This window comes from Paenibacillus gyeongsangnamensis, assembly GCF_027533625.1.
In the GTDB taxonomy this organism is placed as follows: domain Bacteria; phylum Bacillota; class Bacilli; order Paenibacillales; family NBRC-103111; genus Paenibacillus_G; species Paenibacillus_G gyeongsangnamensis.
Genome location: NZ_JAQAGZ010000005.1, coordinates 208,981 through 229,723 on the forward strand (window position 1 = coordinate 208,981; position 20,743 = coordinate 229,723).

The 20,743-nt window shown below is 57.6% G+C and carries 21 protein-coding genes and 1 riboswitch; of the genes, 20 read left to right on the top strand and 1 reads right to left on the bottom strand.

Annotation, left to right across the window (positions count from 1 at the left end; genetic code table 11):
* Positions 1–3: 3 nt before the first annotated feature.
* The 8 genes from O9H85_RS09645 (at position 4) to O9H85_RS09680 (ending at position 8,280) form a co-directional block, all read left to right on the top strand.
* Positions 4–1,050, top strand: a complete 1,047-nt coding sequence (locus O9H85_RS09645) for an ABC transporter ATP-binding protein (protein ID WP_269881116.1) — start codon at positions 4–6, stop codon at positions 1,048–1,050.
* Positions 1,051–1,084: 34 nt separating this feature from the next.
* Positions 1,085–2,725: a peptide ABC transporter substrate-binding protein gene (locus tag O9H85_RS09650; protein ID WP_269881117.1), complete on the top strand. Its 1,641-nt coding sequence runs from the start codon at positions 1,085–1,087 to the stop codon at positions 2,723–2,725.
* A gap of 146 nt (positions 2,726–2,871) precedes the next feature.
* A complete protein-coding gene (locus O9H85_RS09655; RefSeq protein WP_269881118.1) occupies positions 2,872–3,804 on the top strand; it encodes a S66 peptidase family protein in 933 nt (310 codons plus the stop codon).
* 84 nt (positions 3,805–3,888) lie between these two features.
* A complete protein-coding gene (locus O9H85_RS09660) occupies positions 3,889–4,992 on the top strand; it encodes a dipeptide epimerase (protein WP_269881119.1) in 1,104 nt (367 codons plus the stop codon).
* The gene (locus O9H85_RS09665) at positions 4,989–5,924 is read left to right on the top strand and encodes a C40 family peptidase (RefSeq protein ID WP_269881120.1); all 936 of its coding nucleotides are present in this window, start codon (positions 4,989–4,991) and stop codon (positions 5,922–5,924) included. The genes O9H85_RS09660 and O9H85_RS09665 overlap by 4 nt, the downstream gene beginning before the upstream one ends.
* 78 nt (positions 5,925–6,002) lie before the next feature.
* Positions 6,003–6,878: a radical SAM/SPASM domain-containing protein gene (locus tag O9H85_RS09670; RefSeq protein WP_269881121.1), complete on the top strand. Its 876-nt coding sequence runs from the start codon at positions 6,003–6,005 to the stop codon at positions 6,876–6,878.
* A 196-nt stretch (positions 6,879–7,074) separates the two neighbouring features.
* Positions 7,075–7,734 (top strand): S-layer homology domain-containing protein, encoded by a 660-nt coding sequence (locus O9H85_RS09675; RefSeq protein WP_269881122.1) that lies wholly within the window; start codon positions 7,075–7,077, stop codon positions 7,732–7,734.
* A 150-nt stretch (positions 7,735–7,884) separates the two neighbouring features.
* Complete coding sequence (locus O9H85_RS09680; protein ID WP_269881123.1) at positions 7,885–8,280, top strand: acyl-CoA thioesterase; 396 nt, start codon at positions 7,885–7,887, stop codon at positions 8,278–8,280.
* Between the two features lie 72 nt (positions 8,281–8,352).
* On the opposite strand, the gene O9H85_RS09685 is transcribed toward O9H85_RS09680, so the two are convergent.
* On the bottom strand, positions 8,353–9,624 hold the full coding sequence (locus tag O9H85_RS09685) for a LysM peptidoglycan-binding domain-containing protein (RefSeq protein WP_269881124.1): 1,272 nt from the start codon (positions 9,622–9,624) through the stop codon (positions 8,353–8,355).
* Between the two features lie 263 nt (positions 9,625–9,887).
* Between O9H85_RS09685 and O9H85_RS09690 the strand changes: the two genes are divergently transcribed.
* The 12 genes from O9H85_RS09690 to O9H85_RS09745 all read left to right on the top strand — a co-directional run bounded on the left by O9H85_RS09690 (position 9,888) and on the right by O9H85_RS09745 (position 20,604).
* Positions 9,888–10,772, top strand: a complete 885-nt coding sequence (locus O9H85_RS09690) for a VOC family protein (RefSeq protein ID WP_269881125.1) — start codon at positions 9,888–9,890, stop codon at positions 10,770–10,772.
* Between the two features lie 163 nt (positions 10,773–10,935).
* Complete coding sequence (locus O9H85_RS09695; protein WP_269881126.1) at positions 10,936–12,390, top strand: stalk domain-containing protein; 1,455 nt, start codon at positions 10,936–10,938, stop codon at positions 12,388–12,390.
* A gap of 51 nt (positions 12,391–12,441) precedes the next feature.
* Positions 12,442–13,854, top strand: a complete 1,413-nt coding sequence (locus O9H85_RS09700) for an MBOAT family O-acyltransferase (RefSeq protein ID WP_269881127.1) — start codon at positions 12,442–12,444, stop codon at positions 13,852–13,854.
* 12 nt (positions 13,855–13,866) lie between these two features.
* Positions 13,867–15,237, top strand: coding sequence for a DHHW family protein (locus O9H85_RS09705; RefSeq protein ID WP_269881128.1), 1,371 nt, complete (start codon positions 13,867–13,869; stop codon positions 15,235–15,237).
* A gap of 77 nt (positions 15,238–15,314) precedes the next feature.
* Positions 15,315–15,539 carry a hypothetical protein gene (locus O9H85_RS09710; protein ID WP_269881129.1) on the top strand — a complete coding sequence of 75 codons (225 nt, stop codon included), beginning with the start codon at positions 15,315–15,317 and terminating at the stop codon, positions 15,537–15,539.
* Positions 15,540–15,556: 17 nt separating this feature from the next.
* Complete coding sequence (locus O9H85_RS09715) at positions 15,557–16,549, top strand: Gfo/Idh/MocA family protein (protein ID WP_269881130.1); 993 nt, start codon at positions 15,557–15,559, stop codon at positions 16,547–16,549.
* A 131-nt stretch (positions 16,550–16,680) separates the two neighbouring features.
* Positions 16,681–17,004, top strand: a complete 324-nt coding sequence (locus O9H85_RS09720; RefSeq protein WP_269881132.1) for an antibiotic biosynthesis monooxygenase — start codon at positions 16,681–16,683, stop codon at positions 17,002–17,004.
* Positions 17,005–17,144: 140 nt separating this feature from the next.
* Positions 17,145–17,834 (top strand): DNA alkylation repair protein, encoded by a 690-nt coding sequence (locus O9H85_RS09725; RefSeq protein ID WP_269881258.1) that lies wholly within the window; start codon positions 17,145–17,147, stop codon positions 17,832–17,834.
* A 73-nt stretch (positions 17,835–17,907) separates the two neighbouring features.
* Positions 17,908–18,420: a hypothetical protein gene (locus tag O9H85_RS09730; RefSeq protein WP_269881133.1), complete on the top strand. Its 513-nt coding sequence runs from the start codon at positions 17,908–17,910 to the stop codon at positions 18,418–18,420.
* Entirely contained in the window at positions 18,354–18,617 is a 264-nt protein-coding gene (locus O9H85_RS09735; RefSeq protein WP_269881134.1) for a hypothetical protein, read from the top strand. Before O9H85_RS09730 ends, O9H85_RS09735 begins: the two co-directional genes overlap by 67 nt.
* A gap of 99 nt (positions 18,618–18,716) precedes the next feature.
* A riboswitch (cyclic di-AMP (ydaO/yuaA leader) is annotated at positions 18,717–18,855 on the top strand.
* Positions 18,856–18,860: 5 nt separating this feature from the next.
* Positions 18,861–19,493: a CAP domain-containing protein gene (locus O9H85_RS09740; RefSeq protein WP_269881135.1), complete on the top strand. Its 633-nt coding sequence runs from the start codon at positions 18,861–18,863 to the stop codon at positions 19,491–19,493.
* Positions 19,494–19,737: 244 nt separating this feature from the next.
* Positions 19,738–20,604, top strand: a complete 867-nt coding sequence (locus tag O9H85_RS09745; protein WP_269881136.1) for a putative RNA methyltransferase — start codon at positions 19,738–19,740, stop codon at positions 20,602–20,604.
* The last annotated feature ends 139 nt before the right edge of the window (positions 20,605–20,743 follow it).

Genomic DNA, 20,743 nt, shown 5'->3' on the forward strand with positions numbered 1-20,743 from the left:
GGCATGACAAAGAGCCATCCGTCCGAGGCTTTGCTCGAAGTGGACAACCTGCACGTGTCGTTCAAGACCCACGGGGGTGAAGTAAAGGCCGTACGCGGCGTCAGCTTTACGCTGAACCCCGGGGAGACGCTGGCGATCGTAGGCGAATCCGGCTGCGGCAAGAGCGTAACTGCCCGCAGCGTCATGCGCCTTCTTCCTGAGCATACCTCAAGAATTACGCAGGGCAGCATCCGGTTCAAGGGCCGGGAGCTGACGCAGCTGACCGAGAAGCAGCTGCGGGAGCTGCGGGGCTCGGAAATCTCGATGATATTTCAGGATGCGATGACGGCTCTCAATCCGACGATCACCATCGGGGAGCAGATTATGGAGGGTATTATCCGCCATCAGAAGCTGTCGAGGGCGGAAGCCCGGAGGCAGGCCGTAGAGATGCTTCAGCTGGTCGGCATTCCGAACCCCGAGCTGCGACTGAAGCAGTATCTTCATGAATTCAGCGGCGGGATGCGGCAGCGGATGATGATCGCGATCGCGGCGGTCGGCCGGCCTTCCGTGCTCATTGCGGACGAGCCGACTACGGCGCTCGATGTGACGATCCAGGCGCAGATCATCGACCTGTTCAAGATGCTCCAGCGGACGACCGGCGTCTCGATCATTCTCATTACGCACGACCTCGGCGTCGTCGCCAAGATCGCAGACCGGGTGAACGTGATGTACGCGGGACAGGTGGTCGAATCCGGCACCGTCCGGGAGCTGTTCCACCAGCCGCAGCATCCGTACACGAAGGGGCTGCTCGCCTCCATCCCGCGCCTGGACACGGATCGGGGCCTTCCGCTCGCTCCGATTCCCGGCACGCCGCCGGATTTGTTCGCTCCGCCTGCCGGCTGCGCCTTTGCCGCCCGCTGCAGTCATGCGATGGAGGTATGCAGTGCTTACATGCCGCAGCCGACTCCGGTGACGGGCAGCCACGAGGCCGCCTGCTGGCTTCAGGACCCGCGGGCCCGACAAGCGTTCCAAACGCCGCCCAAGATTTCGATCAAGACGGCTCTAGGATAAAAATCACGATTATCGATTAGGGGGAGAACTGTTCATGAGAAAAGGTTACGCAATGCTGATCAGCTGCGCGCTGGTATTCGGAACGGCGCTGGCCGGATGCAGTAAAGATCCGGGTGCGGCGTCAGGCAATCAGAAGGAAGCCGCCAAAGAAACGAAGTCCAAGATCCTCCTCTACAACAACCTGAAAGAGCCGACCTCGCTCGATCCGCCGATCGGTTTCGATCAAGTGTCTTACGACATCGTGAACAACGCTTTTGAAGGGCTGACCAGGCTTGGCAAAAACCAAACCCCCGAGCCGGCGATGGCGAAGGAATGGAAGGTTACGCCGGACGGAAAGAAGTACACGTTTACGCTCCGGGACGGCATTAAATGGTCGAACGGAGATCCGGTGAAGGCCGGCGACTTCGAGTACGCCTGGAAGCGGATGCTCGATCCGAAGACCGCGTCCGACGCAGCGTTCCTCGCTTATCCGATCGAAGGCGCGGAAGCGTTCAACTCCGGCAAAGGTCCGGCCGACGGGGTGAAGGTCAAGGCGCTGGACGACAAGACGCTGGAGGTGACCTTGGCCCAGCCGGCTTCCTGGCTGCTCGGCATGGTAGCGAATCCGGCGTTCTTCCCGGTGAACAAAGCGGCTGTGGACAAAAGCCCGAAGTGGGCCGGCGAAGCGGCGACGATCGTCAGCAACGGGCCGTTCAAGGTGGCGGAATGGAAGCACGACAGCGAGCTGAAGCTCGTGAAGAACGACCAATATTGGGATGCCGCGAACGTGAAGCTGGACGGCGTGACGTATAAGATGGTCAACGATTCCAATACGGCTTACCAGCTGTTCTCCACCGGCGAGCTGCACAGCTCCAACACGACGGGAGCCGTTCCGGCCGATCTCAGCGACAAGCTGTTCGCCGAGAACAAGGTCAAGGTGGAAGACGGGGCGGGCACCGCATTTTACCGGTTCAACGTGAAAATGGCGCCGTTCAACAACGCCAACATCCGCAAGGCGTTCGTGGAGGCGGTGGACCGCCAGAAGCTGGTGGACCTCGTCCTGAAGCAGAAGCAAAAGCCGGCCGACGGCTACGTCTCTCCGGGGCTCAAGGATCCGGCGGGCGGAGACTTCCGCAAAGCCGGCGGAAGCCTGATCAAGTTCGATCCGGCCGATGCGAAGAAGCTGCTGGAGAAGGGCTTGCAGGAAGCGGGCTACAAGACGCTGCCGGAAGTGACCTTGACGTATAACACGAACGATGTGAGCCAGCGGGTGGCCCAAGCGCTCCAAGCGATGCTGAAGGACAACCTCGGCGTAGACGTGAAGCTGGCGAACAAGGAAGGCAAGGTGCTGACCGACGAGCAGAAGAAGCTGCAGCTGCAAATCTCCCGTTCTTCGTTCCTTCCGGATTTCGCCGACCCGATTAACTTCCTGGACGGCTTCCAGTCGACGAATCCGTTCAGCCGGACAGGCTGGGCGAATCCGCAGTACGATAAATTGATCAAGGACGCATATAATGAACCGGATGAAGCCAAACGCTTCAAGATGATGCACGACGCCGAGAAGATTCTGATGGACGAAGCGCCGATTTTGCCGCTGTACTTCTACAATAACGTATATCTGCAAAGCGAAAAGGTGGACGGGATTGTCCGGCACGCCTTCGGTTTTCTCGACTTCAAGTGGGCGGATTTGAAATAAGAGCGAATGAATGGACGAGGGGTGTGCGCCGGGAGAAGGGGCCGCCCCTTGAGGAGATCCGGCGAAGAAGATAAGCGGCGGAGCGGGCGGAAGCGTTCCGGAGAGGCGTCGGACTTACAGGTTCCAACAGGGAAAGGGGCGTCAGAATGAAAACGTTGGTGAAGCCTCCCAAGCTTCTCCCCGGCGATCTCGTGGGCATTACGGCTCCGGCCAGCTGGGTGGACCGGGACCAAGCAGCAGCAGCGGCGGCTTATCTGGAGCGGCTCGGATTCCGGGTGCGTTTCGGGCAGACGCTGACCAAGCAGTACGGCTATTTGGCCGGATCGGACGAGGAACGGGCAGGCGAGCTGAACGCGATGTTCGCCGATCCGGAGATCAAGGCGATCGTTTGCGCGCGGGGCGGGTACGGGACCGGGCGCATTGCCGACCTGCTCGACTACGGGCTGATCCGGGCGAACCCGAAGGTGTTCTGGGGCTACAGCGACATCACCTTCCTGCATGCGGCGATCGGCCGGTTCGCGGGATTGGTTACGTTCCACGGTCCGATGCTGGTGGATTTGACGCGGGAGGACTTGCTTCCGGTGACGGTGCAAAATTTCGAGACGCTGCTTCGCCCCTCGGTGCTCCGTTATACGGAAGACATCACGCCGCTGCGGACGCTGGTCGAAGGGGAGGCGTACGGACCGCTGACCGGCGGGAACCTGACGCTGCTTGCGAGCACGATGGGAACGCCTTATGAGCTGGATACGGCGGGGAAAATCCTGTTCCTCGAAGACATCGACGAAGAGCCCTACCGGATCGACCGCATGCTGAACCAGCTGAGGCAGGCCGGGAAATTCGCCGATGCGGCAGGCATTATGGTCTGCGACTTCCATAATTGCGAGCCGAACAAGCGGAAGGTCTCGCTCACGCTGGAGCAGCTGCTGCAGGAATATATCGTTCCGGCAGGCAAACCGGCACTGTCGGGGTTCAAGATCGGCCACTGCTCCCCGAACATCGCCGTCCCGCTCGGTATCGAAGCCCGCATGAGCACGGCCGAAAAGCTGCTGGAATGCGTGGAGCCCGGCGTTGAGGGTTAAATTTTTTGCGAAGCCGGATTGCTACATGAAGCGGCTGTCGCTTTCCCGGCACGGCAGCATAGAACGCCCAAGGAGGCAACAAGCATGTTAATACGAAGCATAGAAGTCATGAGACAATCCACTCCCTTGAAGAAGCCGTTCAAAACGGCGCTGCGCACCGTCGTTAACGCCGAATCGGTGCTCGTCCGCATTCAGGCGGACGACGGCCGCGTCGGCTGGGGAGAGGCTCCGGCGACGATCGTCATCACCGGAGACAGTCTCGACAGCATCCACTCGGCGATCGTGAATACGTTCACGCCGCTCCTGGTGGGTAAGAGTCTGCTTGCATACGAGCAGCTTCTGCAGGCCGTGCATCATTCGATGATCGGCAGCTCCAGCGCGAAGGCGGCGGTCGATATGGCGATATACGATCTTGTAGCCCAATACTGCGGTCTGCCGCTGTACCAATTCCTTGGCGGCTACAAGGACCGGATCGAGACGGACTTCACCGTCAGCGTCAATGCGCCGAAGGAAATGGGAGAGGACGCCCTCCGTTACGTCCAGGACGGGTTTAACGTGCTCAAGATCAAGGTCGGCAAGGACGACGCCCAGGAGGATATCGAGCGAATCAAGGAAATCCGCAGCCGCGTCGGCAGTGCCGTCAAGATCCGGGTCGACGCCAATCAGGGCTGGCAAGTGAAGGATGCGGTCCGGGCCATCCGCCGTATGGAGGATCTGGGACTGGACATCGAACTGGTGGAGCAGCCGGTCAAAGCGCATGACATCGAAGGGCTGAAGGCCGTGACGGATGCGGTCGAGACGCCGGTTATGGCTGACGAAAGCGTGTTCTCGCCGGCTCAGGCGTTCGAGGTGCTGAAGCGCCGCGCAGCCGATCTGATCAACATCAAGCTGATGAAATCCGGCGGCATTTATAAGGCCCAGATCATCAACCATATCGCCGAGGAGTTCGGCGTCGAGTGCATGGTGGGCAGCATGATCGAATCCCGCGTCGCCGTGACGGCCGCTGCGCATTTGGCCGCGAGCAAGAAGAACATTACGCGCTTCGACTTCGACGCTCCGCTCATGATGCGCAGCGATATCGTAGTCGGAGGGGTGCGGTACGACGGCCGGATCATGACCTTCCCGGACGAGCCGGGTCTCGGGATTCGCGACGTGCTGCACAGCCGGACGATCGGAGTCGTCGGATGATACAGCTGAAACGGATGATTGCCGCGGTATCCGTTGCGACCGTATGGACGAAGCCGGAATCGCCGCGCCTGATGGATGAGCCTGCGCTGCGGCATCCGGCGGACCTGCGGGCATGGCTTGCGCACATGTCGGTAGCCGACAAGCTGGACTTATGCGAAGCGAACCGGGTTCAGACGCAAATCCTGTACGGGACCCTCGTTCTCGCGGAAGAGGAGCGGGACGGCTGGGTGAAGGTGCTGATCCCGGAGCAGGCGACGCGTAAGGAAGCAAGAGGCTATCCCGGCTGGGTGCCGCGCCGCCAGCTTATGCCGGAGCCTGAGGGGTGGCCGGCCACGGCGCTGCAGGCGAAAGTGGCGTCGGGAAGAGCTTGGCTGTACAGCGCCCCATCGGCCCCGATACCGCATCTTGAGCTCAGCTTCCTTACGGTGCTGCCTGTATTGGAAACAGGCGAGGAATGGGTCAAGGTACGGACTGCAGAGGGAAGCGGCTTCCTGCGGGCGGCGGATGTGCGTCTGACTGACGATCTTTCGGCTCCCGGGCCTGCCCCTGAGGGCGGCGTCGGGCAAGCGATCGTGAAGCAGGGAGAGGCCTTCCTCGGACTTCCGTACTTGTGGGGCGGGATGTCCTCCTTCGGCTACGACTGCTCCGGCTTCGCGTATTCGATGCACCGCGCCTTCGGCCTGTCGATTCCGCGGGACGCTTCGGATCAGGCCAGACATGGCAAGCCCGTGGAGAAGGACCGGCTGGAGCCGGGGGATCTGCTCTTTTTTGCCCACGAAGAAGGGAAAGGCGCGGTTCATCATGTCGGCATTTACGCCGGTAACGGCCGGATGCTTCACTCCCCCGAATCGGTTAAATCGATCGAGCTGATCGACTTAAGCGGCTATCGTCTGGCGGCCGAGCACTGCGCGTCGAGAAGGTACTGGGAATAGACACCGCTTTTTCTATGATCCCGTTCCCGTTATGCTATAATAGGTTTCATAGAAACGGGCTGGAATGGGGAACGCATCATGAAAACTTTCAAAAAGGTGTACATCGAAATTACGAGCGTATGCAATTTGGCGTGCAGTTTCTGCCCGCAGACGGCAAGGGCGAAAAATTTCATCAAGCTGAATACGTTCAATCACATACTCGATCAGATCAAGCCTCATACGAATCATATCTACCTGCACGTGAAGGGCGAGCCCTTGCTGCATCCGAAGATTGACGAGCTGCTGGACGCCAGCCACGAGAAGGGCTTCAAGGTCAATATCACGACGAACGGCACCTTGATACAGAAATCGAAGCACAAGCTGCTGGGCAAGCCGGCGCTGCGCCAGATGAACTTCTCGCTGCACAGCTTTGACGGTCATGAGGGATCGACGGACCGCGAGGGCTACCTGAGGGAAATTTTATCGTTCGTCCGCGAAGCCGCCGAGCATAAGATCATCTTCTCGTTCCGGCTGTGGAATCTGACGAAGGACAACGCGACGAACCTGGAGCGAAGCCGCAACCGGGCCACACTGGAAATCATCGAGAAGGAATTCGGTCTGGACTACCGCATCGAGGAGAAGGTCGTCCCCGGCAGCGGCGTCAAGATCGCCGACCGGGTCTATCTCAATCAGGACCACGAGTTCGAGTGGCCCAGCCTGGATGCGCCGGAGGACGACGGCGTCGGCTTCTGTTACGCGCTGCGCAGCCAGGCGGCCGTGCTCGTGGACGGCACGGTCGTGCCCTGCTGCCTGGACGGCGAAGGGGTCATTAATCTGGGCAACGTCCATACGACGCCGTTCTCGGAGATCGTCGAAGGGGAGCGGGCGAACAACCTTTACTACGGCTTCTCCGAACGGAAAGCGGTGGAGGAGCTGTGCCGGAAGTGCGGGTACCGCAAGCGGTTCGGGGCTTAACCGGAAAGCGCGTGTTCTATTGGCCGGGGCGCGGTGAGCCCCGTTTTTTGCGCGGGCTGTCCTGCAGGCAAGGGAAGCCCGACCCAACCGATATACTGTTCCATGCGCTTGGGTTGGGGCAGGAGGAAAAGCAGCGAATTTCATATTTGTCATCAGCTTAAAACAACTTGCCGCTTTCGGAAGGTTGTTTTTTTATGTGCGAAGGCTCATTTCAATCTGCAATGGAACGACGATCAACGGAACAATCGAAGTGACGATCAAACGTCCGGGCAACAGCATTTACGCAGTCGTGCAATCGTCCAAGACGTTCGATGACTTGAAGGGGCATTGGGCAAAGAGCGATATCGAGCTGCTCGCCTCGAAATTAGTGGTAAACGGAACAACGGCTGAGACCTTTGCTCCGGATACACGAATTACGCGTGCGGAATTTGCCGCGCTGCTCGTACGGGCAGCAGGTCTGACGGAGGCGGCGGTAACGGACTTCTCCGATGTGCAGTCGACCGATTGGTTCGCCGGAGCCGTAGGAGCAGCCTCCAAGGCGGGTCTAATCGAAGGCACAGGCGAAGGCAAGTTCCAGCCGAATGCGACGATTACCCGCGAGCAGAAGGCGGTAATGATCTTCCGTGCCATGAAGCTGGCCGGGAAGCAGAGCGATACGGATGCCAAGAAGCTGAATGCCTTCAAGGACAGCTCCACCCTCTCCAGTTGGTCGAAGGATGCCGTTGCAGGCGCGGTGAACGCGGGAATCGTGAGCGGCGTAACCGACAGCACGTTCGTGCCGGCCGGCCAAGCGACCCGCGCGGAAGCCGCGGTCATGCTGAAGCGGCTGCTGAAATTCGTAGAGTTCATCAATTAACGGGCTGCACCCCAGAAACCGTTCCTTTATCCGGAACGGTTTCTTTTTATGTGAGGGAAGAGCGGGCTTTCAGCGTTCGCTTTTCTAATCGGCAGGTGATTGTGCTACAATGGAAGGCAAAACCGTTCATTAGCAGCGAGGAGTGACAGGATGGAAGCATCGCTCGATATCATCGTCCGTTCCACGGAAATCGACGTGAACGGCCATGTGAACAACGCCAAATATTTGGAGTACCTGGAGTGGGGACGCGAGGAATGGTACGAGAATGCCGAGCTGCCTTACGAAGCGTTCCTGAAGCTCGGCATTCAAACCGTCACGGTCAATATCAACATCAATTACCGGCGGGAGTGCAGGCAGGGGGACCTGCTGACGATCCGGACTTATCCGGGCCGGGCAGGACGTTCAAGCTACGTGTTCAAGCAGGAAATACGCAATGATCGCGGAGAGCTGTGCGCCGATGCGGAGGTCACCAGCGTGACGATGGACATGGCGACCCGCACGGGACGGGAAATGCCGGAAGAACTGCGAAGCCGGTTCCCCGTTTAATCCCATACAGTGTAATTCCCATAAATACTATAAAACAAGCGTCTCCCTGTACATGGGGGACGCTTGTTGTCGTTACATCAGCTTCTTCACCCTGAAGTTGTCGGCGAGCAGGAGCCAGTTCTGCGGGAACGGATACCCGAGCACCCAGTAGCTGATGCCGCGCAAGTTGTACTGCTTCGCCAAATCAAACTTCGCTTGAGCGCTTCTTGCATCCTCGAACCATACCTCGTGCAGCCGCCCATGCGCATCCGTATAACGGTAATAGGGAGACTGGGCCTTCGGATCGTAATGAATCTCCGCCCCATATTGAACGGCCCGGAGGACGGCCGCCTGCGGACTGAACGTTTCGGCTTCCTGTCCCTTCACATGCGGCAGAACCCAATCCCGGGCGTACAGCTCGAAGCCCATCATAATTTTATTCCTTGGAATGTCCGTTACGGCGTAGTCGAGGACGGCCTTAATTTCGTTAATCGGAGAGATCGCTTGAGGAGGGCCGAACCGGTAGCCCCACTCATACGTCATCAGCACGACAAAGTCGAGAAGGGCTCCATGTACGGGATAATCGTGCGCCTCATAAAGCACGCCCGTCTGGGTAGCGCTGGTTTTGGGAGCGAGCGAGGAGGAGGCGAAGAAGTTCTCCGCATGCATCCGCGCCGCCGTTTTGCGTATAAAATCGCTATACAGCTCCCGGTCGGCCGGCAGGATGTTCTCGAAGTCGACGTTCAGCCCACGGTAGCCTTTGCTCTTCATCGTCTCTACAATATTGTCCAGCGCCTTATTCGAAATTTCGGGGCTGCTTAGAATGATGTGAGCGCTGTTGGAGCCCGGCTCGGTGGCGGTGAAATTCGTTACGGCCATCATCGGCACGGTGCGTGTCGACTGAGCCGCTTGTATCAAAGGCACATCGTTCGGTGGCTCGAGGCTGCCGTCCGCCTTGATTTTGTACCCGAACGGGGCCAAATAGGTCAGATGACCTCCGATGTCCCGTACTTCGGCAGCCCCGGCCGGGTTAAACTCCGTGGTGAATGCATTTACTTCAATGAGCGGCTTCGGCTTCTGCGGAAGATTGAGCACGAGACCGGGGTAGAGCTGGTTAGGATTAACCCCGGGATTGGCCTGGATTAAGGCTTGGACGGTTGTGCCGAAACGCTGGGCGATCTGCCACAGGGTATCGCCCGGCCGGACGGTATAGCGAGGAGGCGCAGGGATGACGAGCGCCTGCCCGATCGTAACCTTGCTCGGATCGGGGAGCGCGTTAGCCGCCGCGATCTGCTGGACCGTAACGCCGTACATATTGGAGAGCAGCCACAAATTCTCTCCTTTGGAAATTACATGGATTAGCACGGAATGCACCTTCTTTTTTTCAGGATGATCTAAGGTACTGTATTCCGCGAATGCCCAGAAGGTGTCAACGAATTCAAGCGCCCAGCCGTATTGGGGGATTCGGAGAAACCGGAGTAGCTTGGTTATTATTGGATACAATAGGTGGGGAGTTTTTAGGATTGAAATAAAAATATTTAATAGCTATACTAAAATAAGTTAGTGAAAAACGATGATGAAAACGGACGAGGAGATCGTCCGCGGTGAGGACCAGGAGGGGCAAAACGATGCCGAATGTCATTCAGGATACGCCGTTTACGATTCACCCGCATACGGGAATCGGTCTGGTGAAGCTGCGAGTCAGCGATTTGAAGCGATCGATCGCTTTTTACCGCGAGGCGGTAGGACTCCAAGTGTTGAAGGAAGGGAGCGGCTCGGCGGAGCTTACGGCGGACGGGGAGCGTCCGCTGGTGCTGCTGGAGGAAATCCCGGATGCGGTCAAGCTTCCCCGCCGTTCCGCGGCTGGACTGTATCATTATGCGCTTCTGGTTCCAACCCGGGAAGCGCTCGGTCTTGCTCTGCGGAATCTGATCCGCACCGGCATCCATATCGGGCAAGCGGACCATCTCGTCAGCGAAGCGCTCTATATTGCCGATCCCGACAATAACGGAATCGAAATCTATGCCGACCGGCCGCGGCCTGCTTGGAGCTGGGACGAGCGCGGGGAGGTCCGAATGGCGGTTGACCCGATCGATTGGGACGGTTTGCTCGACTTGGCGGAAGGCAAGGAATGGACAGGGCTGCCGGAGGGCACGATCATCGGACACATCCACCTTCACGTCTCGGATCTCGCGAGGTCGCGCAGCTTCTATAACGGGGTGATGGGCTTCGACGTGACGGCGCATATGGACGATTCCGCCCTGTTCCTGTCCGCCGGGGGCTATCATCACCACATCGGGCTGAACGTCTGGGCCGGCGTCGGGGCAGCGCTCGCTCCACAGGCGGCTGCAGGTTTGTCGTACTACACGATAGAGCTGCCGGAGCCGGAAGCCCTTGAAAAGGTAATTGGTCGGCTGGAGGCGGCGGGTCTTCCTTTCAAGCGGGAAGGAACGGCCGTTATCGTTCAAGATCCTTCCGGGATCACGCTTCATCTTGTTCTTCGAGCGGTGTAGTTCTTTTCCATAACCATCTACCAAGGCACCCTGCAACCCATGCAGAGGTGCCTTCTTAGTCTATTAAATTACAGAATTCTACAGGATTTTCACTTTTTTCGCCGAATATGTACCATAAATAACCAGATCGTTCAACCGGATCTGCAGAAGAGGAGCTGTCACCTTGACCTTCCGGAAACCCTATCGGATGATATTTGCGGCTGCCGCCGTCATGCTTATCTGCTTCTCCCGTCTCGCATCGGCAGCCGAGCCGCCCATTGCGCACGAGCACCGTCAAGTCCAATCGAACGGCGCAACGTACACTCTTGATATCATCCGCGTCAATCTTAAGGATCCGACGATTCAAGTGAAAGCCGTGGCCGCGAACCGCGAGCTCGGAAGCGTGGAGAAATTCAGCGACATGCTGGCGGATAACGATGCGGCCGCCGGCATCAACGGTACGTTCTTCGATGCCTTCACGGAGGATATATCCTACCGGACGCCCTATGGCCTCGTCATGAATAACAACGATTTGTTATACAGCGGGGATAAGGAAACGTCCATTACCGTCTCGACGGATAAAGAAGCGTCGGTCCAGCGGCTGCAGGTGAACAGCACGGTGAGGGCGGGGAGCTGGAGCTCGCTCCTGGCCGGCGTCGACGTATACTATGGCGACGTTCCTCATAGCGCTTGGCTGTTCACCAAGGACTACGGGGACGACCTGTCGTATCCTGGGGTGAAAATCGTCGTCGGACCGGACGGCAAGGTCGCTTCCGTGACCGCTGAAGGGACGGCGGCGATTCCGGCCGGAGGGAAGGTACTGCTCCTTTCCTCCGACTTCACGTTCGACCGTACAATCAAGATCGTAAAGGCCGGCGATAAATTCAGCGTGAGCCAGACCGTCACGAACCTCGATACGAAAGCGAGTGTGCCGATCGATCAGGTACGGATGGCGATCGGAGCCGGACCGAAGCTGGTGACGGAGGGCCGGGTCGATCTTGATTTCGAGCGGGACCGGTTCAACGATCCGCTGGTCACGGAGAGGCCGAATGTCCGAAGCTTCGCGGGAGTGGATCAGGAAGGCAAGCTTGTCTTCGGGACCGTCTCGTACTGCACGATCGAACAAATGGCGGATGTGATGGTGGAGATCGGGATGAAGGACGCCATCAACCTGGATGGCGGAGCCAGCTCCGCGCTGTACTACAAGGGGCGGATGCTGCGGGCGCCCGGCAGGCTGCTCAGCAACGCGCTGATCGTCCGGCAGACGGCTAGTCCGCAGGTGCAGCTGCAGGTGAACGGGCAATCCGTAGGCAACTACTACGGCTATGTCGATCAAGACGTGACCATGGTGCCTTTCCGGGTGCTCTTGAACCGTTTGAAGGAGGAGTACCGCTGGGACGGGGCAACATCGAGCCTTTCCATAACAAAGGATAAGGCCAAGCTTGAGGTAAGTCTCGGCAGCAGATCAGCGTCCGTGAACGGCCGTACGGTGACGATGGACGCAGAGCCTCAGATCGTGGACGGGCATCTATACGTGCCGCTGCGCTTCGTAGCGGAAGCCCTAGGCGCCCAGGTCGACTGGAATGGCGATCTGTACCGGGCTAACGTGAAGCCAAGCGAGTCGCAAGACGCCAAATAAGCGGGCGGTTCCGCCGTTATCCGCTTAACCTTCGGAGAGGAGCGCCACAGCGTGGTTTTTTCCAGCTTGATTTTCCTGTATTTGTTTCTGCCCATGCTCCTTGCGGTTTATTTTCTTTCGGGCCGCATGGCTTACCGCAACGCGGTACTGATCGTATTCTCGTTCGCCTTCTACGCTTGGGGCGAGCCCGTATGGATTGTGCTGCTTATCGCCTGCGCTTTCCTCGGCTATCTGTTCGCTCTCGCCATCGAGAAGTACCGAGGGACGCGGCTCGCGAAGCCGCTCTTCGTCCTGTCCGTCGCGGTCAACCTGCTCGTGCTCTGTTATTTCAAATATACCGGCTTCCTGCTGGACAATATGAGCGCACTGCTGCATTGGAATCTGCCGCATCAGGAGATCGGGCTGCCGATCGGCATTTCGTTCTTCACCTTCGAGATCATCTCGTACATGGCGGACGTGTACAAGGGAACGCTCAAAGCGCCGAGATCGCCCGCCCACATTTTTCTGTACGTTTCCTTCTTCCCGCACCTGATTGCCGGTCCCATTATCCGGTATGTCGATATCGAGGAGCAGATGAAGTCCCGCCCGTTCTCGCTGAGCCTGTTCTCGGAGGGCGTCACCCGGTTTATGATCGGCCTCGGCAAAAAGGTCATCATCGCCAACACCATCGGCGAGCATGTGACGAATTTGCTGCAGCACGGCGGAGCCGGGACGCACAGCGTGCTCGGGGCCTGGTTCGGGATCGCGCTCTTTGCGCTGCAAATTTATTTCGACTTCTCCGGCTACTCGGATATGGCGATCGGTCTCGGCAAGATGTTCGGCTTCACCCTGCGCGAAAATTTCCACTACCCGTACGTTTCCCGGTCGGCGTCGGAATTTTGGAGAAGGTGGAATATCTCGCTTGGAAGCTTCTTCCGCGATTATGTCTACATTCCGCTTGGCGGAAACCGCCGCTTGTACCTCCGCAACCTGTTCGTCGTCTGGTTCCTTACGGGGCTGTGGCACGGAGCCAGCTGGAACTTTATCGTGTGGGGCCTTTACTTCGGATTGCTGATCTGGCTCGAGCGGGCGTTCCTGTCGCGGCTGCTGGAGGCGGCCCCACGGCTTGTGTCCCATACGTATTTGACCGCGGCTATGCTGATCGGCTGGGTCTGGTTTTATTACACCGACCTGAGCGAGGGGCTCGGCCTGATCCAGGTCATGTTCGGTGCGACCGGGAAGCCGCTCGCGAATGTGGAGCTCGGGATCGTGTTCTACGATAACCTGCTCATCTTCCTCCTCGCTGCCATCGGGGCGACGCCTCTGCCGGCCTTCCTGGCGCGGAGAATCATAGACCTCCTCCGCTTGCAGGATACTGCGCTCGGACGGACATTGGTGCCGGTCATGAATTTCGGCCTATTCGCTGTCTCTACGCTGCTGCTCGTGGGCAGCACCTACAATCCGTTTCTCTACTACCGGTTTTAAAGGACGGAAGCCATGCACAAATTGAACGTTTTCCTGTTTCTGATTCCGCTGTTCCTGCTGTCGCTGTACAATGCGGCCGTGCCGAACCGCCAGGACATCTCGCTGCTTGAGAAACGCGCGCTCAAGGCGCTGCCCCAATTCAGCTGGGAAGCTCTCCGGACGGGGAGTTATTTCCGGGATTATGACAATTACTTCGCCGACCATTTCGCCTTCCGGGACGCTTTCGTTCATGCGGGAAGCGCTTTGAAGGAGCTGCGCGGCATTCCGGCGGGGGATCAAGCCTCCATCGTCGTGCAGAAGGGCAACAACATGTTCCAGGACATGACGGCGGCAACCCCGCCCGCATCCGGCTTGGACAAGACAAGCGTAGCGTCCGGGACCTATGCTTCCGCCGCCGTTCCGGCTTCCGCTTCCGCGCTCGCGGATAGCCCGGCCCCGGCCTTGGCCCCGCAGTCTCAAGCCGCCAAAGACGAGAAGGGCCAGCTGGAAGGCACGGAATCGGATAAATACTTGGTGGTGAAGGACCGCGCCATGTCGCTCTTCAGCTATAACGACAGCGACGCGGAGGCTTATGCGAAGTCGCTGAATCTTTTTGCCGAGTCCATCGACCCGGGGGTGAAGGTGTATTCGCTGCTTGTTCCGTCGGCCGTCGAATTCCTGAATATGGACAAATACCGATCGCTCTCCGATTCGCAAAAGGACGCCATCGCCGGTGTCAACCGCCGGCTCTCCGGCCGGATCGTTCCTGTCGACGCCTATAAGCCGTTGGCTGATCATAGCAATGAATATACCTATTTCCGTACGGATCATCACTGGACCGCCTTGGGCGCCTATTATGCTTACAGGGCGTTCGCCGAGCGTACCGGGGAAACGGCCGTTCCGTTAAGCCGATATGATACGGCGGAGGTTCCGGGATTCCTTGGCAGCGCTTATGCCGCAACGCTCAACAAAAATTTGAAGAAAAACCCGGATACGATCACGATCTACAAGCCTTTTGTTCCCCATCATTACACGCTCTACTGGTACGATGACGTGCCGCTAAAGCGCAATGTGGTGGACCCGGGCTATGCGGGCAAAGAAGGGGGAGCCTACCAGGTGTTCCTGGAGGGAGATTCCCCTTGGGGACGCATTGAGACCGAGAACGCGAACGGGAAGCGACTCCTGGTCATCAAGGATTCCTACGGCAACCCGTTTATTCCGTTCCTGCTGCCGCATTATGAGCAGGTGCTGTTTTTGGATCTGCGGTACTTCAAGACGAATGTGCTCGATTTCGTGAAGGAACAGGGCATCACCGATGTGCTGTTCCTGGACGGCATCGCCGTGACCTCCTACGACGGCTACTCTGACCTGCTGCGCTCCAAGATGGGAACTGCGAAACGGTAAGGTTGTGATTTCCGATTCCGATCGACTAGAATGGAGTTCAGAGGAAAGCCAAACCGATAACGATAGAGGGTGCCGCGATGGAGCGATACAACGCATTGATCGGCGTCATGATCGAGAAGCTGGGTCAGACATATAAGGATTTGAAGTATCAGGTGGAAGGCATGGAAAGCATACTGAACGGCCATACGGAAGAGGAACGCCTCCGTACGCCGGAGCTGCTTACGCTGAACGAATTTCTGCTGACCTATCGGGAGCTGATGGCGGATGTCGAGAGGCGGTTTCCGGGAATCAAGGATTTTTAGAGGGAGATGGAGCGGATATGGTACGTTTTGCTGTGATCGGCACGAATTGGATTACGGAGCAGTGGATCGACGCGGCACGGGAGCTGGATGAATTCGCCTTGACCGCCGTGTATTCCAGAACGGAGGAGCAGGCGAATGCTTTCGCGGACAAGCATGGGATCGCGAATCGGTTCACCGATCTGGAGGAGATGGCCCGGAGCGACACGTTCGACGCCGTCTATATCGCCAGCCCGAATGCGTTTCACGCGAATCAGGCGATACTATGCATGAACCACGGCAAGCATGTGCTGTGCGAGAAGCCGATCGCCTCCAATACGCGGGAGCTGACCGCGATGGTCGCGGCGGCCGAAACGAACGGCGTGCTGCTCATGGAGGCCATGAAGTCCACGTTGATGCCGAATTTCCGAGCGGTACGGGAACATTTGCCGGAGATCGGACAGGTGCGGCGTTATTTTGCGAGCTACTGCCAGTACTCCTCGAGGTATGACGCCTACAAGGAAGGGAACGTGCTGAACGCGTTCAAGCCGGAGTTCTCGAACGGGGCGCTGATGGATCTCGGGATCTATTGCATTTACCCGCTTGTGGTGCTGTTCGGGATGCCGGAGCGCATTCAGGCGCAAGGCTGGATGCTCGGTTCAGGCGTGGACGGGGAAGGGAGCCTGCTGCTGAAATATAAGGAGATGGACGCGGTCATCATGTACTCGAAGATCGCCCACTCGTTCCTGCCGGCGGAGATCCAAGGAGAGCGCGCTACGCTGGTCATCGATAAAATCAACCAGCCGGAGCGCGTGGAGCTGCGGTTCCGGGACGGCCGGATGGATGATCTCACGGTGCTGCAGAGCGGCAAGACGATGCGGTATGAGACCGAGGAATTCATCTCGCTGATCCGGACCGGGCAGCGGCAATCCCGGGTGAACTCGCATGCGAATTCGCTGGCCGTCATGAGCATCATGGATGAGGTGCGGCGTCAGATCGGTCTGGTGTATCCCGCCGACGCGGAGGCTTGGTGAGACGGGCGCTGGTTTTGATGCTCAAGAAGTGGAGCGATACGGAAATGACTAGGTTGATCGAGGAGCAAATGAAGAAGCGGCAGGCGTAAGACCCCCGTATTGCGGGGATAAGTGACAGGAGGAATGTACCGATGTCCGAAAAAACCTTGTTTGCGATTGCGTCCTATCGTCCCCATCCGGGGAAGGAAGCCGAGCTGCGCGAAATTTTGCGGGAGCACGAGCCTGCCCTTCGGCGGGAAGGGCTGATCACCGACTTCCCCTTCGTGCAGCTGCAGGCGGCGGACGGAACGCTGATCGAGCTTTTCGAGTGGAAGTCCGAAGCGGCCAAGGATGCGGCCCACCGGTCTCCGGTCGTATGGCCGATCTGGGAGCGGATGATGGCGGCGGCCGAGATGGTTCCGCTCTCCTCGGTGGAGGAAGCGCAGCGGCCTTTTGCCGGCTTTGTTAGAAAGTAAATGAGTGCTGCAGGCTGCCGGGATCTCCCCGGCGGCCTTTTATACGCCTGTTCATCCGGTAAGGAAGGGTGAAAGGAATGGGGCCGAGGACCGGAGAGCAGTACGGTAAAGAAGATGAAGTCAGGGGAGGGAGTTTGCGAATGAATACGCCGGACCGTTACGTCGCAAGGCTGGAATCCTGGATGCGTGAGCATGCCAATATGGAGCAGGCTGGGCCGATGGAGGCTTATATGCGCGGCCAGTTCCCGTTCCTCGGAATCAAATCGCCGGAGCGAAAGGAGCTTACCCGGGCGTTCATCAAAGAGCACGGCGTGCCGCAAGGAGAGGCGCTGGAAATGGTGGTGCGCGCCTTATGGCGGCTCCCGGAGCGGGAGTTCCAATATGTAGCCATGACGCTGCTCGAGAAACGCCGGAAAGAAACGGATCCGTCGCGGATCGAGCTCTTGGAGGAGCTTATTCTGGCCAAATCATGGTGGGATACGGTGGACTGGCTTGCATCGCACGGTGTCGGAGCGCATTTGGCAAGCTTCCCGGAGCAAATTCCGGGCTGCGTGGAATGTTGGATGGCGTCCTGGAATTTATGGCTGCAGCGTACGGCGATCTTGTTTCAGCTGGGCTATAAGCGGCGAACGGACACGAAGCTGTTGTTCCGGCTTATAAGCGAATGTGCGGACAGCAAGGAGTTTTTCATCCGCAAAGCGATCGGCTGGGCGCTGCGCGAGTACTCCAAGACGGATGAGAACGCGGTAAGGGCTTTTGTCGCGGAGCAGCCGCTGTCCCCGCTTAGCGTGAGGGAAGCGCTGAAGGTTGTGAACGGACCGTCGAGATAAGCCGCGAAATAAAACGTCAACGAATCGCGACTAAGGATGTCAACGAATGTTGTGAAAGGAGTGAAGCTGGGAGATGAACGAGCAAGGGAAGCTGCCTCAAATCTGGAGCCTGCTGTGCAAGGGAGATCTGATGGAAGCTACGGTGCGCGAGCTGACGGCCGGAGATGAGGAAGCTGTGGCTGCGCTGCAGTCGTACATCGCCCGGAATCTTGCGGATCCGGACTCATTCTGTCCGCTGAGCAGGGAAGAACTGTGCGATATGCTTCGGGGTCGCGGGTTTGCGCTGGGGGTGTCTGTTAGGGGGCAGTTAGTGGCCTTCCGCGTCTTCTACTATCCGGGAGGCAGGACGCATAACCTGGGCGGCGATGTCGGCTTGGATGAAGAGGAACGGCATCACGTCGTGCATTTCGAGGCATCCGCCGTCCATCCGGATTTTCGCGGCAATGGGCTGCAGCAGCGGCTGAGGCAGCTGGCTCTGGACCGGGTGCTCCGGGCGATTACCGGTATGTTTGCGCGACGGTGGCTCCAGGCAATTATGCGAGCCTGCAGGATAAATTCAGCGCGGGCCTTCGGATTGTCGGGCTGAAGCCGAAATATGGAGGCCGCTGGCGGTATATCTTCTTCCGCAATATGTCCGCGGGAGAAGAAGTCCCCCCGAACGAGACGGCGGATATCGACAGCTTCGATACGGATCGGCAGGTGGCGCTGTTATCCGAGGGGTGGACTGGCTATCGGCTTGTGAAGACTGAGCTAGGCAGTCTGATCCGGTACGGTCGTTCGTAAGATTCCTTGACATGGGAAAAATTGAGGGGTGTCTGGGCGGACTGAGCATGCTAAAATGGACGTGCCCACCAGGACGGGAGCTTCCGTCCCTGTTGGAGTCCAAATTAAAGGCCGAAGCTTCAGTTCAGAAGCACGGGGGAACCCAAGTTTTCCGGGGTGAAGCCACGCCATGTGGCCGGGTGCTTGCTCTTTGACCCGAATCCGTCAGCTAACCTCGCAGGCCGTGAAAAGGAGAGTTATTTAATGCGTTTCAAGAAGTCGATTGTAACTGGAGCCTTGGCACTCAGCATGATTGTAGGAGCCGGCGCGGTCTCGGCTGCACCATATACCGTTTCGGGCAATGACACCATGTGGAAAATCTCCCAGAACCGTGGAATCAGTCTGGCATCGCTGATTGCAGCTAATCCGCAAGTAGCCAATCCGAACATCATTTGGCCGGGTATGGTGCTGAACGTTCCTGGCAAGACGGGAACGACGGTTCAACAGCCGAGCGGCAGCACGACGACATCCGCCTTTGCCAGCCAAGTCTTAACGCTGGTGAATCAAGAACGCGCTAAGGCCGGCTTGAATCCTCTGGCGAGCGACAGCGCCCTAACAGGGATGGCACTGGATAAAGCGAAGGATATGTACAACAATCATTATTTTGACCATACGTCTCCGACCTACGGTTCGCCCTTCGACATGATGAATCGATACGGGATCCAGTACTCCTATGCAGGCGAGAACATCGCTATGGGACAACGTACCCCGCAAGAAGTTATGACGGCATGGATGAACAGCCCGGGTCACCGCCAAAATATTCTTAGCCCGAACTACACCAAAATCGGTGTCGCTTATTATAACGGCGAATGGGTACAAGAATTTATCTCGAACTAATACGGAATAAATCATTAGGGTAAGAGCGCCGGCAGGCGCTCTATTTTTGTGCTATAATAACCAACGGATTAACCAAACATGACCCGCATGGGAGTGCTTCAAGCATGATCATCCAATTCATTCGTTTACGATAGAAAGAGGTACAGCCTGATAATCCGGTCATTTTTTTGAAAAAGATGACTAGGGTTTATTTGACTGTGCCTTTTTTCATTCACCGATTACGAATGAACGGGGTGCTTTTATTGTGTCCGAACATGCTAATCTTCTATCCAAATATCAAGACCTATTTCGGTGTCCGATCTGCTTCAGTCCGATGGAAACGGCTCATTCCCAAAGTCTCGTGTGCCGCCGTCGTCATTGCTTCGACATTGCCAGGCAGGGGTATGTCAATTTATCCGTTCGTCCCGTCCATACCCTATACGATAAACGTTTGTTTGCATCCCGAAGGATCCTTGGCAGAAGCGGATTTTTTGACCCGCTCTATGACATCCTGTGCAAGAAGATCGTGAAGGCCGGCCGAGCCGAGAATCAGCGCATCCGTTTGTTGGACGCCGGATGCGGCGAAGGCACGCATTTACACCGCATGCAGGAAACTATCCGACGAGATTTCGGCATGGAACTGCTGGGAGTCGGCGTGGATCTTTCCAAAGATGGGATCCGGCTCGCATCGAGGGAGTATCCGAATGCAATTTGGTGCGTTGCCGATCTTGCCCATTGTCCGTTTGCCCCATCTTCTTTCGATTGCATTGTGAATATGCTGTCCCCTTCCAATTATGCTGGGTTTCGGCGGATGCTGACGGACGACGGAGCGCTCATCAAGGTGATTCCCGGGAAGGATTATCTCAAAGAGTGGAGAGAGCTGATCCATGGGGGGACGGGGAAACCAAGCTATTCCAACGATCGCACGGTAAGCCGTTTCCAAGAGCATTTCAAGCTGGTGGAAGCGGACCGGGTACGCTACCGTTATGCTTTGGACGATACGCTCATCCAGCCGCTGCTCCGGATGACGCCCTTGTCTTGGGGAGTGGCGGAAGAGCGTCTCCAGCAAGCTTTAGACAGGAACCTTAAAGAAATAACAGTTGATTTGACCATATTGGTTGGAAGAACATAACGGCCAAAAGCACGCCGCGGCAGCAAGGAATTGGAGATCCAAGTTCCTGCCGTCCGGGGCGTGCTTTTTTTAGTTGATAAGACTTTATAAGTGTTCGCAACTTATAGCATCGCATCAACCTTGATAAACGCGCTGGTCC

Bases quoted from the DNA above. Each gene is read 5' to 3' on its own strand.
- O9H85_RS09665 (WP_269881120.1), top strand. From the start codon at position 4,989: ATGATACAGCTGAAACGGATGATTGCCGCGGTATCCGTTGCGACCGTA.
- O9H85_RS09725 (WP_269881258.1), top strand. From the start codon at position 17,145: ATGAATACGCCGGACCGTTACGTCGCAAGGCTGGAATCCTGGATGCGT.
- O9H85_RS09730 (WP_269881133.1), top strand. From the start codon at position 17,908: ATGAACGAGCAAGGGAAGCTGCCTCAAATCTGGAGCCTGCTGTGCAAG.
- O9H85_RS09705 (WP_269881128.1), top strand. From the start codon at position 13,867: ATGCACAAATTGAACGTTTTCCTGTTTCTGATTCCGCTGTTCCTGCTG.
- O9H85_RS09740 (WP_269881135.1), top strand. From the start codon at position 18,861: ATGCGTTTCAAGAAGTCGATTGTAACTGGAGCCTTGGCACTCAGCATG.
- O9H85_RS09645 (WP_269881116.1), top strand. From the start codon at position 4: ATGACAAAGAGCCATCCGTCCGAGGCTTTGCTCGAAGTGGACAACCTG.
- O9H85_RS09715 (WP_269881130.1), top strand. From the start codon at position 15,557: ATGGTACGTTTTGCTGTGATCGGCACGAATTGGATTACGGAGCAGTGG.
- O9H85_RS09650 (WP_269881117.1), top strand. From the start codon at position 1,085: ATGAGAAAAGGTTACGCAATGCTGATCAGCTGCGCGCTGGTATTCGGA.
- O9H85_RS09710 (WP_269881129.1), top strand. From the start codon at position 15,315: ATGGAGCGATACAACGCATTGATCGGCGTCATGATCGAGAAGCTGGGT.
- O9H85_RS09660 (WP_269881119.1), top strand. From the start codon at position 3,889: ATGTTAATACGAAGCATAGAAGTCATGAGACAATCCACTCCCTTGAAG.
- O9H85_RS09690 (WP_269881125.1), top strand. From the start codon at position 9,888: ATGCCGAATGTCATTCAGGATACGCCGTTTACGATTCACCCGCATACG.
- O9H85_RS09655 (WP_269881118.1), top strand. From the start codon at position 2,872: ATGAAAACGTTGGTGAAGCCTCCCAAGCTTCTCCCCGGCGATCTCGTG.
- O9H85_RS09670 (WP_269881121.1), top strand. From the start codon at position 6,003: ATGAAAACTTTCAAAAAGGTGTACATCGAAATTACGAGCGTATGCAAT.
- O9H85_RS09720 (WP_269881132.1), top strand. From the start codon at position 16,681: ATGTCCGAAAAAACCTTGTTTGCGATTGCGTCCTATCGTCCCCATCCG.
- O9H85_RS09680 (WP_269881123.1), top strand. From the start codon at position 7,885: ATGGAAGCATCGCTCGATATCATCGTCCGTTCCACGGAAATCGACGTG.